Source organism: Mesotoga sp. BH458_6_3_2_1 (genome assembly GCF_003664995.1).
Classification (GTDB): Bacteria; Thermotogota; Thermotogae; order Petrotogales; family Kosmotogaceae; genus Mesotoga.
Genome location: NZ_JFHL01000016.1, coordinates 15,344 through 31,112, shown reverse-complemented (window position 1 = coordinate 31,112; position 15,769 = coordinate 15,344). Strand labels below are relative to the sequence as shown.

Below are 15,769 nucleotides of genomic sequence, written 5' to 3'. Positions count from 1 at the left end.
GACTCTTCTTCTCAATCCCGGGCTTCTAGTTGCGGATGAACCGGTATCCATGATAGACCTCTCCACCAGGGCGGAGATACTCCACATGATGAAGGAAGTGCAGAGAGACCTTGGATTGACTTATCTCTACATAACTCACGATCTCTCTACTGCGAGATACTTCACAGACAGGATAGCAGTGATGTACCTTGGAAAGATAATAGAGATAGGCGATCCCGACGATGTTATAGACAACCCCGTTCATCCATACACAAGGGCTCTCATCGCTGCCGTATGCGAACCGGTTGCTGGAAAGGTAAACAAACCCAAGGTAGTACCTATAAAGGGAGAGATTCCCTCTGCCGCCAATATTCCAAAGGGCTGCAGATTCCATCCGAGATGTCCTTATGCAAAAGAAGAATGCTGGGAGAAGGAAGAACCTCAACTTCGGGAGATAAAAGAGGGTCACTTCCATGCCTGCAGAAGATGGAAGGAAGTAGCTGAAGAGAAAGACCGGGGTTGCGGGTAGCAGATTGGTGGCATCAAGATCAGAAGTGATGCTGCCTCCGGCAGGAAGTGAGGCTCGCTGACGCGAGGAAGTGATGCCCGGAAGGGCATCCGGGGAAGTGAGGCTGCTTCGCAGGAAGCCTCTCAGGTCAACCGTTGAGCGGTTCTCCGTTCGCCGAAAAGAACAGTTGCAAGTTCCAAGATGTGAGTTGTAAGTTGTAAAAAAGGCCGGGGTCGGAGGTTGGTGGTTGGAGGTCCGTAAGAGCAAAAGAAACTGGTTGACCGCTGAGCGGTTCCCCGTTCTCCGAATAAAAAACCTGTTCTTCCAGAGCAAGGATCTGTTCTTCGTTCTTGGTTGAAGCCACGAAGCAATAGCATCAAGATTCCGACCAGGAACTTTGTCGGAATGACGGAATCTGGCCTTTTAGGAACAACCGTTCGCTGTCATCCCGAACTTGCTTCGGGATCTGGTCCCGGACGAAGAACCAAGAACTGGACGCGTAGCACCGGAACGAAGAACCAAGGACGTTTTTCCCTTCATTATCCTCACCCCTCTAACCACCGAATACGAATCGATCGACCTCGGCTGTCCTCGTAAGAAGCAAAAAACGGAGGGTAAACTGGGTCAACCCCCCGTCCTTTTAGATGTATAGCGAGAGATTCTAGGAAACTAATATTCTCGCCAATTTAGACTATTTTGCAGCTCCTGATCAGTAAGACATTTCCAATATCCTTTCCAGATCTTTGGTTTTCAGGTTACCCGGTGTCACTTCGACAAGAGCCCCCATCGTTCTCATAGCATCCTCTGCAAGCCTACCGAGCATAGACTTCTCTACTCCAAGTTCCTCTAGAGTTATATCTATGTCAACGTTTTTTTGAAGCCTGTGTATTAGTTCTATTGACATTTTTGAGAGTCTATCGATATCTATCTCACTTTCAGGAGCTCCCATTATTTGAGCTACTCTGGCCAATCTCTCTTTTGTATGAGGCCTGATGTAATCAAAGAAAGCAGGACCGGTTGCACATAGCCCAGCTCCATGGGTAGCGTTATAATAGGCGCTTATAGGATGCTCAATGGAATGATTTGCGATGCAGCCCGAAAGTGTTTCGCAAATTCCTGCAGCTGTACTTGCCCATGCGAGGGCTGTTCTAGCTTCGATGTTGTTGCCATCCCTGTAAGCTATGGGTAGGTAATGATTTATGAGCGACATGGCTTCCAGAGCAAGAAGGTCTGACGTTGGTTGATGGTTTGTATTTATGTAGGACTCAATTGCATGATAGAAAGCGTCCATTCCGGTTGCCGCTGTCTGATAGGGTGGAAGAGTCTTCATGACCTCGGGATCGACAATAGAGACAGTAGGAAATGTTTGATCAAATCCAACACCTATCTTCTCGTTAGTTTCAGTATTCGTTACTACTGCAAAGGGATCTGACTCGGTTCCGGTTCCGTGAGTAGTGGGAATAGCGATGACTGGTAACGCCGATTTGGGAACTCTTCCGCCCCCAGATCCCGTATAATCCCAGCAATGACCGCCATCCTTGGCGACCACAGCTATTAGTTTTGCCGAATCCACAGGGCTTCCACCACCGAGACCAATGATTAGATCGCATCCCTCCTTGTTCGCATACTCCGCGCCTTTATCAACCGTAGATGAAAGGGGATTTGGAACTATCTCATCAAATACGACCGTTTCTATTCCACTCTTCTCTAGAACAGCTATGACCCTGTCAAGAAGACCCGTCTTTTTCGTACTGCTCTTACCAGTTACAATTAGTGCCTTTTTGCCCAAAGACTTTGCAAACTCTCCAACTCTGTTTACTGATCCAACACCAAATACTAGCCTTGTCGGCAAAAAATACTCGAAATTCAAAATCCTATCCACTTCATAAACCTCCTTAATATTTGCAAATCGAAAGCAAATTACGGGATGTAACTAATTTCACAGTGCTTCAATCATGAAACTCAAAACTATCTCCAGCCATTAGCTCTCGAACCTCGGCAGGAAATCTTTCTGCAATCTTCTTCACTACGTTGTCGCCTGTGCAGTGACCAATATGGAAATTATCGATATCGAAACCCAATAGATATTCAAAGATTTCTTCGAGCTCCTCTTCAGTCTTATGCAGCAAGTGTAAACCCCCAACCACATTCTTCACTTTTCCAAATCCCGAGGCCTGTTTGACGATGTTACCAATCCCCCTGTGGGAGCAGCCGGTTATAACCGTCACGTTACCATTCTCGACAACAGATAGAGAGAGCTCATCGTTGAAGAGATCCCTATCCGTGATCCCTTCAGTAATCTTCACGTGCTTTTCCCCGGGTCTTTCTTCAGTAACAAGAGGCGCAGCAGTCATTACATAGACTCCGTCAGCAATTTCCTTTGAAGTCCACACTGTTTCAATAATTGCTCCGAGGCGCTCATATTCGGTTCTCCCATCTTCAGGGCTGGTAAGCGTTGTCTCGCTGAACTTCCTCTCAAAACTTCCTTCACCCACAAGTACTCTCTTTGCCCCAGTCTCCCGAAGCGCACTTCCCAGCCCTCCAAGATGATCATAGTGTCCATGGCTGATCACTATCAATTCAATTCTGGAGAGATTCAATCCAAGTTTTCTGGCGTTCTTGACTCCGACATCAGTAGATCCCGTGTCAAACAGATAGTTCTTGCCGTTCATTTCAACGAAGAAAGATACACCGTGTTCGCATTCAAACCCTTCAATAGCCTTGTCATTGCATAGAACAGTTATCCTCATATCCATTCCTCTTCCTCAATCTGAGTTCCCTCGAGTTTCACTCTGAATTGATGTAATTCTTAAGTGACTCAGAGAATCCACGGACACTGGTAGTAGAACATACAAGCCTTTGCCAACATTATGATCTGCTCTCAATCTGTTAGTCTAATTATCACGTTCATTACAATCGACCTCGAATAAGCCCTCTTATTGAGATCGTCCCCAAGAACTCTAAGAAAAGTACTATAACAATCACTGGTCCAGGGGGCATATCGAACACGTATGAAATGAATATACCAATAACACTTGCCACAACTGCCATGCTCACCGAAATCACAATCATACTCCTAAACGAACGTGCTACGAGCTTCGAAGTAACCGCAGGAATTACCAGAAATGCGGTCACCAGAATAATTCCAGCGATTTTTACAGAACTTACTACACTGAGACTAATGCCGATCAGTACCCCGTAATGTATGAAACCCACGGGCACTCCATAGTGTTTTGCCATTCCTTCATCATAAGAGTAATACAAGATCTCACGATAAAACACGGTAAAGAAGACTATCGCGGCAATAACAGCTAACAGAAGCATCCGAACATCATCAGGAGTTACCATCAAAATATTCCCAAAGAAGAGCCCCATTATATCGGGGGTGTATCCTTTCACAAATGAGAGCGCAATGACTCCCAATGACATTGATAAAGGAAGCAACATTCCGATAACACTGCTTTCAGACAACTTATTCTTTCTCGTAAAATAGCTTACTGCAACAGCAAAAACCACGGCCGTGATCGCAGCCATAAATACATAGTCAGTCCCTAGAAGCAAGCCGAAAGCAATACCTCCAAAAGTTGCGTGAGCTGCACCGTCTCCAATGAACTCAATCTTTCTTAGCACTACTACACTTGAAAAAAGACCCGTAAGCGCACTTACGAGAATCGCGGCAAATATCGCGTTTCTGAGGAAGGAGTATTCTATAATGTCTTTAATGAAATCTTGAATCATATGTTATGTTCCCTCTCGAAGTGGTCCCTAGATCTTATGAAGAGATCGAAATCACTGGAGAATGCTAACCGAAGCTCTTCAGGCGTGATTCTGTCCGCAGCTGTGTGGCAATGAAGAGTCTTGTTGATACACATCACAGTATCGCATGCTTCAAAAACCATTCCAATGTCGTGGCTTATCATCAATATTCCCATATTCTTCTCATTCTTTAGAGAATCCAGAAGCCTGTAAAAAGAAGCTTTTCCCATCTCGTCCACACCGGCTTCAGGCTCGTCAAGTATTAGTAATTCGGGATTGGAGGCCAATGCCCGCGCTAGCATTAATCGTTGATACTCGCCGCCGGATAGCGTACCGGCCTTCCTATCTTTCAGATCCAGTATTCCCACTGTTTCGAGGAGTTCCTCCACTCTCCTCCAATCGCCTCTTCTTAATGATTTCAAAACTCCGCGTTCGCCGTAAAGTCCCATTCCGGCCACTTCTCTTACTCTTATGGGAAAGTCGCGTTTTCTTTCAGGATTCTGAGACAAGTATCCTATTCTGCCAGAAACAAATATCTTTCCCGAATAATCGTTAAGATCGCCAACGATGGCCTTGATTAGAGTTGTCTTTCCGGCTCCGTTCGGTCCAATTATCCCGACGAATTCTCTACGAGACATTTCGAAAGAAACATCTCTGAGAATCCAGTGACTCCCAATCTTATAGCTTAGATTCTCCACTCTGAGAATTCTACTCTCCATCGAATACCCTCTTCATTTCAGCTAGATTCCACTGAAGCAATTCCATAATGCTGCCTGTTGAAATACCAAGACTATCCAATTCTCCATGTTTTACAGAGGTCTCATCCATCAATATATCTATTGCCCTCTTCGAATGCTGGTATTCCGCAAACACCCCAATCACATCCTGACTCCTTACGAAATCAACTAGTTTCATTATCTCCCCAATCGTGGGCTCATCTCCAACGCCCTCCAGAACAGGCTCGAGCTTTATTCCATATCTTCTGAAAAAGTACGAGAAGCTAGGATGAGCTACAATTACAGTTTTCCCTTTAAACCTCTCCAGATATGAAGCTGTTTGATCGCTGAATTCTTGGAGATTCTTGATCAAGCTCGCTGCGTTAGAAGAGAAGAATTCGGAATTGCCAGGATCAAGAGAAGACAATGTTCTAACTAGAATCGGAACTACATGGTCCGACAGAATAATCGGATCTAGCCATATGTGAGGATTATCATGGTGTCCGGATTCGTCGTCATCGTCTTTCTCATTTTCATCCACAAGAAGTTCATCCGGCAGGAGATTTCCCATATATTCAACAGTCTTCCCCCGTGAAGTTAAATCCTCAAGATAAGGTTTAAGAAAAACTTCCAGATCTAGACCATTCGCAATCACCAAATCGGCATCGTTGAGCTTTCTTATGTCGGAGATCTTTGGGGAAAATATGTGAGGATTTTGACCCGGTCCAATAAGAAGATCAACCTGGGCCTCTTGACCGGTAATTTCTTTTAAAATCAAATAGTAAGGGTTTATTGTTGCAACAATTTTCAGCGGTAATGCGGTTACCGCAAACAGAAGAATCAGCAGAACTGAAATCATCATCGGTCTACTTCTCAAATCTTCCCCTCCTTGATATCAGAGAATATTTTTCTCTTGCACTCTCCACATATTCCGATGAAATAGAAAACGTGGCCTGTAATCGTAAAGTCCCGATCTTCAGCAACTGATTCTGCAAGTGAGTCCGAAATGCTCTCATAGAATGGTTCTGTCTTATGACATTTCTTACAGTGCAGAAAATGAATCGGCTCCTTTTGACGACTGAAATAGAACCTGGTCTCACACTCAAAGGATACGGAGCGTATTAGTCCCTCTTCTTCCAGAAAAGCAAGGCTTCTGTAAACGCTTGAGAGATTCGGACTTCCTATGAGCATTTCGTGGATTGAGTCGGCATTAAGCGGCGCATCAGAATTGTTAATTATCTCAAGGATTTCTCGCCTAAGCGATGTCAATTTCCTCAAAAGGCACCTCCCTTTTGCATATCATTTGCGCAACTCACTTGCGTAATATTTTCTCATGTTTTGCCTGTACTGTCAATTCGGTAGCCGAAGAAGTTCCCTCTTCCAAGATTAAAAAAGGCCTCTAGGCAGCTATGAAAACAGCAAGGGGTGAGGCACCCGCAAATTGGAATGTGCCAGTTATCTCTATTCCTGGGTCTCTCAAGAGGATCAAAACTTTCCCGGAAGAGTCTTGCCAGACTTCTCCATAGACTCTAATTCTCTTTCTATAGAATCTCTGAAAATCAGTTGAACCCTGAGCGAAGAGTGATGCGTCTTCAGACCTGACTCTTGCAACGACATCCTCGCCGATGATACTTAACCCATTTATATCTGTAACGATGAATTCTATCCAAATTATCTTTCCCATGAAACCTCCTGACTTATATGAATTCAAGTTTCTCCTTACAAAGGAGGCTTCATAGACTTGAGTATCGTCATACAGTGAGAAGATTCCTCTTCTGGTACTGAAAGCTTCTCTATAGGCATCTCTAATCTCCGATGAGTAGTGAGATGTTTCCTCATAAGTTAAAGGTCTCGCCAGACCTTGCCTCACAATTTCTCCGTTTACAAATGTGCCGTTAGAATCGAAAACATAGGCAAGATGCCTGCCATAAGTGTCCTTTCCGTGGAGTTCAAGAGTAACCTTTCCACTGTCAAGAATCATCTGCTCCAAAAAATCTCTCGATTCTTCTGCGAACTGCCCCTCAGGTTTGCTCCCCGGCCTGATCTCAGGCGCATCTATTCCTATGAGTCTGACAGTGCCATCGAGAGCCCTTACCGTCAGGGAATCACCGTCGATTACCGTGGTGACCGTAGTCACAATCTTTGAACGGTCACATCCTTGTAGAAGAAAGAGCCCAAATAGAAATGCGCAAACTGCAATCAAACTCCACTTTCTCTTCATCGTCCACTTCTCCTTCGTCAACTTCTATCGATTGGTCACACAAATATGACTTTCAATCTTGGCTCCCCACCAATATACTACAGACCCTCCAAAAACAAGTGTCTGATTTTCTATGTCAAAGGTTAGAATATAGACGTTGAAAGCACAAAGGTGGTGTGAGAATGATGTCTGAAAACTCTCCCGAAGACTTCTCTGATCTTGTGGTACAAGCTGTGATGAACATAGAAGATGCGATAGCGATTTTTGATGAAAGCTTGCAGGTAGTGTTTTCGAATGATAGCGGCTCACTATTGATAGAACACAGTCGAGAGGAGATTACCAAGAAAATAAGAGACTTTAAGCATCCAACTGAGGATTCTACAACGTATCATCACATGAAGCGGAGCGGAAGGTGGTTGAGATTCTACATTAAGAGATTGATGGCTGCAGAAAAGAGGTATTTTCTGTTTGTGGCAGAAGACATCTCAGACCTCAAACTGGCTGAACAGACTATCGCACAACTCGCTCACTACGACGGCGAAACAGGTCTTCCAAACTACGTGCTTTTTAGAGATAGATTGAACATGGCACTATTTAGGAACAGGAGAAACAATCTATCATCAATGGTGGCTGCCCTTGAGCTTTGCAGCAGGGGTGGCACTTCAACTATAGAAGAATCAACTATATTAGACATGACTGATGAACTAATGAAGGGAATCAGAAAGAGCGATACTCTTTGCAGATTCTCTCGACGCGAGTTCCTATTGCTTGCAGAAGATCTTAAAGATCAAAGAAGTGCAAGCACTATACTTCGAAAAGCACTAGACTCGTTCGAAAAATGGAAAGCAGTTATAGGAGAGCTTTCTCTAGAACTAAAGTCAGGATTCGTCTTGCTTCCAAGAGATGGGGTCGATCCCGAGCAGCTTGTTAACAAGGCCTTCGAATTTATGCAAAATCGAGTGCCCGGAAAATGAAGTCCCTAATAATGGTAATCTCACTTCTCGCGATGCTGATTATCGCGCCTTTTCTGATTCCGGTGCCTGACCTTGCGGACACCGTAAATCCTAGAACTTTGACTGACAGTGATAGCATGTTTGCAGAAATCAACAACATTGACATACATTATAAGATTTCCGGTGAGGGTTATCCTTTGATCATTCTACTTCATGGATTTGGCGCAAGCACATTTTCCTGGCGCGAAGTCATGGAGCCTCTATCTGAAGAATTCACAGTTGTCGCATTTGACAGACCGGGGTTTGGTTTCACTTACAGAACTATTGGAGAAGAACTGAAGGATTTCAATCCTTATTCTCTAGAGGGCCAGGTGGAACTTACAGCACTACTAATACAGTATTTTGGATTTGAGAAGGCTATCCTAATTGGGAACTCTGCCGGTGGCTTAACTGCGCTGGAAACGGCTCTGAAGTATCCAGACAAGGTTCTTGGAATGGTACTTGTAGATGCTGCGATATACACTGCCAACGCAGATAGTTTTTTATTCAGAATTTTGACAAGCACATCGCAAGGCAGATATATTGGCCCGCTCGTGACTAGAGCTTTCCTGGGAAAGTCGCGAGATCTTCTCGATCTGGCTTGGTACGATATCGACAAGCTTACCCCGGACATTCTCGAAGGATACGAAAAACCGCTGAAGGCAGAAAACTGGGACAGAGCTTTATGGGAACTGACCCTTGCAAGAAAACCTTACGACTATTCAAGAATCCCTATGATATCTGTACCATCGTTAGTTATCACTGGAGATAACGACAAAATAGTTCCCGTCGAGGACTCAGTGAGGCTCGCGAAAGAGCTCCCGTTAGCTCAGCTGTCCATCATTCCAGATACCGGTCACCTGCCACATGAGGAAAGCCCCGGGAAATTCCTCGAAATTGTAATGCCATTCTTGAGATCGCTAGCGACAATGGACTAGAGGATTGGAATCCAAATAGAATACGGCGCGAAAATATGGAAAAGGAACAGCGCCCATGTGACTATCATCAGGCCTTTATGTATGGGTCTCCATTTCTTCTTCATAGACGCAACATACTTTCCCAGCAAATAGACTATGAACTGAGCAACTACCCCGATGAAAACAAGACTGCCACTGTAAAGAACAAAACCTCCAGTCGCAAGGTAACCGTGATACAAGGCTGTGAAGAGAAGAATCGTTCCAGTCCAGGGATGAACAGCTGCCAGCATTACCATAAGTTTCTTGAAACCTTCCCAGGGAAACCGCTCAAGCCTCTTGTTGAATGTGCGGTAGAACCATCTTGTCAGAAAAAGAGATGTGTTTATGACAAGAAGAGTGAAGTTTATCCATCCAAGAGTTTTCATCCAAGTGTACACTTTCACACCTCCAAAAACAAAAACAATGACATACAAATAAGATACCAGTTTTAGTTCTCGAAAACCCCATTTCTCAAGTGTCAAAACAAGAGGCAAGAACCGGATATCTTAGCTGTGAAGAGATAAAAAAACTATCAGATTGGTTATAGAGTTTCGCGCAGAAGTGAAGTATAAAGTGTCATAAGGTATTTGGTGGAAGTGCCTTCTTGCAAAAAGATAGGCAGTGGTACTTTTTTCAATTTATAGTCTTGTCGGCCGCTTACTCTTTCAGAGCCTGCCATCTATTCCAATTCTTAAAAATTCGGGTAAAGGTTTTCAGTACAACAGCTACTCATTGATCTTTCTTAGCAACCAGGCCATGTTTTCACCGAGGACTCTCATCGTTCGTATTCCCTCTTTATCTTTCTCGAAATCTCCTTTTCGCCAGGCTAAAGAGAGATTCCAGTATGATGAACCGGGAATTATCATCTGAGAGATAAGGAAAAAGTGATTGACTGAATCGAATGCGTGAACCGATCCTCCTCTTCGGACCGCTACTACGGCCGCACCTACTTTTTTCTTAAACATAGCGTTGTTGGCAAGTGCCACCATCCCTGCTCTGTCAATCAGAGCCTTCACCTCAGGCGAGAGATCCGCAAAATAAGTCGGCGTCCCGAAGATAATTCCGTTTGCCTCAAGCATCTTCTCTATGCAACCGTTCACATAGTCATCATTTATTGCGCATCTCCTGTTTTTCGTCTCGAAGCAGATATTGCAGGCAGTGCAACCCATTACAGGGTTCCCGCCAATCTGTACTATCTCGGTATCTATTCCTTCATCATTTAGAACAGTGAAGACTTCTTCAATCATCTTAGAGGTATTTCCATCGACACGCGGACTTCCATTAAAGGCTACGACTTTCATTCTTGACCTCCAGCTACATGGTTGAAAAATGGAGGAGCCTCCCCCTCCATTAATCTATCACCTAAATATCTATTCCATCAACCCTTGATAAGTCTCTTCGCCTCATCTAATGATGGTATCTTCCCTGATAGAACGATCTTTCCATCGACCGCGACAGCAGGAGTCGAGACTATTCCTTTCTCCATAATCGCCATCATGTCCGTTACCTTCTCGATTATCGCATCTGAATCCAACTCTTCAACGGCCATCTTCATAATCTTTTCTGTCTGCTTGCATCTCGGACAGCCCGAACCAAAGATTTCGATCTTCATTGTACGACCTCCTTAATCCTAAAATAGATTTCCATATATGAATCCCCACAACGTGGAGAATACCACTACCAGTCCAAAGTAAGTGAATGCTCTCTTCTTTCCCAGAAGTCTAGTGATAACTATCATGCTGGGCAAACTAAGTGAGTTACCTGCCATGAAGAGCGCCAGGGCAGGACCTTTGCCCATTCCCAGAGACATGAGCGACTGAACGATAGGAACTTCCGTCAATGTCGCAAAATACATGAAGGCTCCAAAGACAGATGCGAAGAGAGTTGAGCCGAACCTGTTGCCTCCAAGAAGAGATTCTACCAAACTTTGTGGAAGCGCGCTGGATATGATTCCTGCCGCAAAAACCCCAAAGAAAAGATACGGGAGGATCTTCTTTGCAAAATCCCATGTCTCACCTATCCACTGATTTCTCAGTTCTCTCTTGAAACGTATAGCCATCACAAAAACTGCAACAGCGGAGATAACTAGTATTGATGCCTTAACAATTGGATTGATAGTCAACCCACCAACAATCAGAAAGGTCATCTGGAGGCCCAGAAAACCAATAGACTCTGGCCAGGAAATTTGATCATCCGATTCCTGAGTCGCAAAACCTCCTGATCCCTTTTCTCTAAAGATACTCTGCATCGTTAAGCCTATCAAGATTGCCGAAGTCGAGGCCCCAACTATTCTCACAAGTGCTATCTCCCAACCAATTGCGTTTCCAGTAAGAAAGATTGCAGCAACGTTTATTGCCGGACCGCTGAAGAGAAAGGCAACTGCAGGTCCAAGGCCGGCGCCCCGTTTGTAGATACCACCGAAAAGAGGAAGAATCGTACACGAACAAACTGCCAGAATTCCGCCGGAAACGGCGGCGATTGGGTATGAAATGATCTTTCGGGCGTCAGGACCCAGTAGTTTCAATATTGTGTCCTTCCGAATAAATACGGTGATAGTGCCCGCTATGAAAAAGGCAGGTACAAGACAGAGAAGTACGTGTTCTCTTGCATATGAACCAAGCATTGTAAATCCGCTGATTATTGCATCTTGAACGTATTGGCTTCCAAAAGGCAGAAAATAGAAAACAAAAAAACCGGCTGCCAACAATCCGAACTTCGTCACTTCTTTCTTCAAATCGTTCTCCATCTAAAAAAATGCCTCCTATTCACTCATGCTGGTTGCCTGTGCATATATCGCCTCAATACTCTCCTTTCCGGTTATTTTCTCGAGTATTATCGCCATAAGTAGTATTCCTGGAATGTTTATTGCCAGTCTAAGCAAGGCGAAACCTGCACCAAGTGATCCCAACTCGAACATAAACATCGGAATTTTAGTTGTTGACCAAGCTCCAATGAAGATCAGCACGTTCGAAAACTTTACTCCTTTCTTCATGAAGACCGCTGCTATTGGAAAGGCTCCATATAGAGGCCCCGCCGCAGCTGCCCCTAGAAGAAAGGAAAGTACTATTCCCTTTATTCCTGACTCCTCTCCCAGATGTCTGATAATCTTCTCTCTCGGAATCCAGACATCGAGAAGGCCCAAGAGAATAAATATTGGAGGAATAACGGACAACATTTCCAAAAAACTCGATCCAGTAATGCTCAGTGCATTGCGCCCAACCTGATTATCGACAGCAAATACGGCAGAAACGACAGCTGCCATTAATAGTGGAAAGACATACCTTTTCGCCTTCATCCCAGAACCGCTCCCATAAGACCAGCCACTATAAATGAGAATCCAAATGCCATTACATTTCTCACAATCGTTAATTTGGTTCCGAAATACTTTTTCTCCACCGGAAAAGTGACAACTCCTACCATCATCAGGGTGGAGATGAAAAGAGCTATCTGAGTTATACCGGCTCCATTATTCAGCAACATGGCCGCCGTAGGAAAAGCCACAAAACCGGGAATTAGGGTGATAGACCCCACTACTGAAGCTATCAGCAACCCCCAAACTCCCGAACTTTCTCCTAGCAGCTGTGAGATTGTCTCGGGATTCAACAGCGCGATAAGCAACCCGACAAAAAGCAGAATAGCGATCAGTTCAGGCAGAATTCCCTCAAATGATCTCCATGCTTTCTTGAGCGCCAGAATTGTCTTTTTTTGGCTTGCAATGAGAGAGAGAACTAGAAGCAATCCAGTTATGAAATAGATTACAATGCTGTACACAGTCATCTACTCCGATTCTTGAGATGATACATCAGTGATTGACTTGGCAAGCTCGATAATCTCCAGGACTCTTCTATCTGCTATGCTGAGCTCCTTTCTCGTGCCATTCCTGTTTTCTTTGACGAGGCCCGTATCTACCAGCGCCTTAACGTGCCTTGAGAGAGTTGTCTTGTCTATCGAATAAAGGTCATCGAACTCGCAAATACACATAGTACCTTTTGAAAGATGCTCAAGTATCTTCAGTCGCCAGCTACACCCTAGTGCCTTGAAAAGCATTACTGTCCTCTTGTTCATCAGACACCTCCAAAGAAGCTATACTTATAGAATAATCTATGTTGCATTGTTGTGCAACAATGAAACTTAACGTTCTGTAAAAACCCAGAAAACAATCGGCGTGTATCATATTCATATATTCGAATGTGAGAATATTGGAGGCAGTATACTTGGAACAGAGATTTGATGTTTTCAGCAAATATCTAACAGTGTGGGTGGGAGCTGCAATGGTTCTGGGGGCCATACTGGGCAACATTCTTCCCGGTCTCTCAAATTCCCTAGGAAACTGGCAAATTGCAAATGTTTCAGTTCCGGTAGCAGTAGTTCTGCTTTTCATGATGTATCCGATCATGCTGAAGATTGAGTTCAAAGAAATAGTCAACGTACAGAAGAACTCCAGGCCTCTTCTAGTAACATTGGTAGTCAACTGGGCGATCAAGCCGTTTACTATGGCCTTCATCTCGTGGCTTTTCATAAAGATATTCTTTAGTCCATTGATTCCTGATGGACTTGCTAATGAATATGTTGCTGGGATGGTATTGCTGGGATTGGCTCCATGCACAGCGATGGTTCTAGTTTGGACATATCTTGCAAAGGGCAACATAAACTACGCGCTTGTACAGGTGGCAATCAACGATCTGTTTATTCTCTTTCTTTTCGCACCAATGGGTAAACTTCTGATAGGAGTATCGACAGGATTTCCGGTACCCTTCTCAACCATTTTCTGGTCGGTTGTCTTCTATGTAGCAATTCCTCTTTCTTTGGCGATTCTGACGCGAAGGCTTGTAGTGAAAAGAAGAGGAGAGAAATACTTGAACGAGAATGTCATTCCAAAATTCGATCCGTTCACAAAGATTGGGTTACTTCTAACACTTGTCCTGGTATTTATGTTTCAGGGAAAGACAATAGTTGATAATCCTCTTCACATAGTCTTGATAGCAATACCTTTAGTGATTCAGACCTATCTGATCTTTTACATTGGATACTATGCAGTAAAAAAGCTAAAGATAGACTATGCCGAAGCCGCGCCATCGACGTTTATTGGCGCGTCGAATTTCTTTGAACTTTCAATAGCGGTTGCACTCATACTTTTCGGTATGAATTCCGGTGCAGCGCTGGCTACAGTAGTCGGCGTGCTTGTCGAAGTACCGGTAATGCTATCACTGGTTGCAATCATGAAGAATCGGAAGGACTCATTCGATTTCTCAAAAGGTGGGGGGATTAAGTGAAGACGCTTGCTAGGAATCTTACCGACGTTATGAAGAGTCTTGCCGATGAGACAAATCTGAGACTTCTTGGCCTTATCAAGCTTCATGAGGAATTATGTGTCTGTGAATTCGAAGATATGCTTGAGCTCCCACAGCCTACAGTTTCCAGGCACTTGAAAGCACTGGCTGATTCAGGGTTGATTCAAGCTAGGAAAGATGGCAGATGGAGATATTACAGCATGGCTGATTGCCCGGGATTCGTTGACGAAATCGTTGATATCGCTGTAGATGAGTTTGGAATCAAGAAGCAGGAGAGACATAGAAAGTGTGGTGAAGAACAATGAGATTGGCATTCTTTTCCGATATACATGGAAATCTTGAGGCTCTCGAAGCAGTACTGAGAGATATCGAGAGTCAAAACATTGACAGAAGTTACTGTCTGGGGGATCTAGTAGGATATGGTCCTCAGCCGCAAGAGGTTGTTCAAAGAATTCGCGACCTTAGAATCCCTGCGATAATGGGAAATTATGATGATGCAATAGGTTATGAAAAGGAGAGCTGCGGCTGCGCATATAATCCCGGTAGAGAAACGGAGGTTGGAGACGATTCCGTAAACTGGACCATAGCAAACACTTCAGCTGAAGCTAAGGAGTTCCTACGTTCACTTCCTCATACACTGGAATTCGAAGAAGAGGGTGTGAAGTTTCTTCTTGTTCATGGAAGTCCTGTAGATCATCTACTTGAGTACATAAGACCAGAAACTTCAGGCGAAAGGCTACAAAAAGTTTTGGAGAGCGTCAAAGCCGATGTAGTCCTCAACGGTCATACGCATCTTCCCATGGTTAGATGGGCGATGGGAAAACTCGTCTTCAACGGCGGCAGCGTCGGCAGGCCTAAGGATGGAAATCCCAAGGCCTGCTATTTGATTATTGATGTTGTCCAGCAGAGTATTTCATATGAATTTCGAAGAGTTGAGTATGATGTCAAATCTACAGCTGAGAAAATGATTGAGGTCGGGCTGCCTGCAGAACTTGCTCTAGTTCTTGTGCTCGGCAAAGGATACAAAATGGGGCCGTCGAAACTTGAGAATACCATGGACTTCAGAATCTAAAGCTCTTTTGCTGGAGATTGAGATCGATTGCAATTGTTTGAAAAGCTTTCTAAGAAAGAGATTCTGAATTGAGTTCAGATCACGGGATTAGGAGCTGAATATAGCGATGAGGTATGGGTATAGAAAGTTCGCGAAATAGCCAATTTGGCCGTGAAGTGGAACTGGCCACAAATATCTCTCATTAATAATGACTGAGCTCTAATCTTCACCAAAGGAACTAATAGCCGTGCGTGCGCCACTATCCACCTCGGTTGCAAGCCCACCTTGGAAGACTGGCGAAGTCAAACCGTAATTGCATA

Annotated in this window: 20 protein-coding genes; 6 read left to right on the top strand and 14 right to left on the bottom strand. The window is 44.3% G+C overall.

Features of this window, described 5'->3' with window-relative positions; all coding sequences use genetic code 11:
• On the top strand, positions 1-508 hold a 508-nt coding region (locus Y697_RS08515; protein WP_147433193.1), incomplete at its 5' end, for an ABC transporter ATP-binding protein.
• Between the two features lie 688 nt (positions 509-1,196).
• Here Y697_RS08515 and Y697_RS08510 read toward each other — a convergent pair.
• From Y697_RS08510 to Y697_RS08480, 7 genes are all read right to left on the bottom strand, one after another.
• Positions 1,197-2,369, bottom strand: a complete 1,173-nt coding sequence (locus Y697_RS08510; RefSeq protein ID WP_121551199.1) for an iron-containing alcohol dehydrogenase — start codon at positions 2,367-2,369, stop codon at positions 1,197-1,199.
• Positions 2,370-2,436: 67 nt separating this feature from the next.
• Positions 2,437-3,243: an MBL fold metallo-hydrolase gene (locus Y697_RS08505; RefSeq protein ID WP_259462406.1), complete on the bottom strand. Its 807-nt coding sequence runs from the start codon at positions 3,241-3,243 to the stop codon at positions 2,437-2,439.
• 154 nt (positions 3,244-3,397) lie between these two features.
• Positions 3,398-4,225, bottom strand: coding sequence for a metal ABC transporter permease (locus Y697_RS08500; protein WP_121551198.1), 828 nt, complete (start codon positions 4,223-4,225; stop codon positions 3,398-3,400).
• Positions 4,222-4,962, bottom strand: coding sequence for a metal ABC transporter ATP-binding protein (locus tag Y697_RS08495; protein ID WP_121551197.1), 741 nt, complete (start codon positions 4,960-4,962; stop codon positions 4,222-4,224). Before Y697_RS08495 ends, Y697_RS08500 begins: the two co-directional genes overlap by 4 nt.
• On the bottom strand, positions 4,952-5,836 hold the full coding sequence (locus tag Y697_RS08490) for a metal ABC transporter substrate-binding protein (protein WP_259462405.1): 885 nt from the start codon (positions 5,834-5,836) through the stop codon (positions 4,952-4,954). Before Y697_RS08490 ends, Y697_RS08495 begins: the two co-directional genes overlap by 11 nt.
• Entirely contained in the window at positions 5,833-6,237 is a 405-nt protein-coding gene (locus Y697_RS08485; RefSeq protein WP_121551196.1) for a Fur family transcriptional regulator, read from the bottom strand. Before Y697_RS08485 ends, Y697_RS08490 begins: the two co-directional genes overlap by 4 nt.
• A gap of 121 nt (positions 6,238-6,358) precedes the next feature.
• Entirely contained in the window at positions 6,359-7,180 is an 822-nt protein-coding gene (locus Y697_RS08480) for a thermonuclease family protein (RefSeq protein ID WP_121551195.1), read from the bottom strand.
• Between the two features lie 161 nt (positions 7,181-7,341).
• Here Y697_RS08480 and Y697_RS08475 point away from each other — a divergent pair, with 161 nt between their 5' ends.
• On the top strand, positions 7,342-8,133 hold the full coding sequence (locus Y697_RS08475; protein WP_121551194.1) for a PAS domain-containing protein: 792 nt from the start codon (positions 7,342-7,344) through the stop codon (positions 8,131-8,133).
• Positions 8,134-8,165: 32 nt separating this feature from the next.
• Positions 8,166-9,089 (top strand): alpha/beta fold hydrolase, encoded by a 924-nt coding sequence (locus Y697_RS08470; RefSeq protein WP_259462404.1) that lies wholly within the window; start codon positions 8,166-8,168, stop codon positions 9,087-9,089.
• On the opposite strand, the gene Y697_RS08465 is transcribed toward Y697_RS08470, so the two are convergent.
• The 7 genes from Y697_RS08465 to Y697_RS08435 all read right to left on the bottom strand — a co-directional run bounded on the left by Y697_RS08465 (position 9,086) and on the right by Y697_RS08435 (position 13,172).
• Positions 9,086-9,589, bottom strand: coding sequence for a hypothetical protein (locus Y697_RS08465; RefSeq protein WP_259462403.1), 504 nt, complete (start codon positions 9,587-9,589; stop codon positions 9,086-9,088). The two genes, Y697_RS08470 and Y697_RS08465, sit on opposite strands and share 4 nt — an antisense overlap.
• A gap of 243 nt (positions 9,590-9,832) precedes the next feature.
• Entirely contained in the window at positions 9,833-10,408 is a 576-nt protein-coding gene (locus Y697_RS08460; protein WP_121551191.1) for a flavodoxin family protein, read from the bottom strand.
• A gap of 77 nt (positions 10,409-10,485) precedes the next feature.
• Positions 10,486-10,719 (bottom strand): thioredoxin family protein, encoded by a 234-nt coding sequence (locus Y697_RS08455; RefSeq protein ID WP_006488181.1) that lies wholly within the window; start codon positions 10,717-10,719, stop codon positions 10,486-10,488.
• A gap of 18 nt (positions 10,720-10,737) precedes the next feature.
• Complete coding sequence (locus tag Y697_RS08450) at positions 10,738-11,853, bottom strand: permease (RefSeq protein ID WP_121551190.1); 1,116 nt, start codon at positions 11,851-11,853, stop codon at positions 10,738-10,740.
• A 15-nt stretch (positions 11,854-11,868) separates the two neighbouring features.
• Positions 11,869-12,402: a permease gene (locus tag Y697_RS08445; protein WP_121551189.1), complete on the bottom strand. Its 534-nt coding sequence runs from the start codon at positions 12,400-12,402 to the stop codon at positions 11,869-11,871.
• Positions 12,399-12,884: a permease gene (locus Y697_RS08440; RefSeq protein WP_121551188.1), complete on the bottom strand. Its 486-nt coding sequence runs from the start codon at positions 12,882-12,884 to the stop codon at positions 12,399-12,401. The genes Y697_RS08445 and Y697_RS08440 overlap by 4 nt, the downstream gene beginning before the upstream one ends.
• Positions 12,885-13,172 (bottom strand): helix-turn-helix transcriptional regulator, encoded by a 288-nt coding sequence (locus tag Y697_RS08435; protein ID WP_006488188.1) that lies wholly within the window; start codon positions 13,170-13,172, stop codon positions 12,885-12,887.
• A 149-nt stretch (positions 13,173-13,321) separates the two neighbouring features.
• Here Y697_RS08435 and arsB point away from each other — a divergent pair, with 149 nt between their 5' ends.
• Genes arsB through Y697_RS08420 form a run of 3 tightly spaced genes read left to right on the top strand, consistent with a single transcriptional unit; the run spans position 13,322 to position 15,470 of the window.
• Complete coding sequence (gene arsB, locus Y697_RS08430; RefSeq protein ID WP_121551187.1) at positions 13,322-14,380, top strand: ACR3 family arsenite efflux transporter; 1,059 nt, start codon at positions 13,322-13,324, stop codon at positions 14,378-14,380.
• Complete coding sequence (locus Y697_RS08425) at positions 14,377-14,703, top strand: helix-turn-helix transcriptional regulator (RefSeq protein WP_121551186.1); 327 nt, start codon at positions 14,377-14,379, stop codon at positions 14,701-14,703. Before arsB ends, Y697_RS08425 begins: the two co-directional genes overlap by 4 nt.
• A complete protein-coding gene (locus tag Y697_RS08420; protein ID WP_121551185.1) occupies positions 14,700-15,470 on the top strand; it encodes a metallophosphoesterase in 771 nt (256 codons plus the stop codon). Before Y697_RS08425 ends, Y697_RS08420 begins: the two co-directional genes overlap by 4 nt.
• The last annotated feature ends 299 nt before the right edge of the window (positions 15,471-15,769 follow it).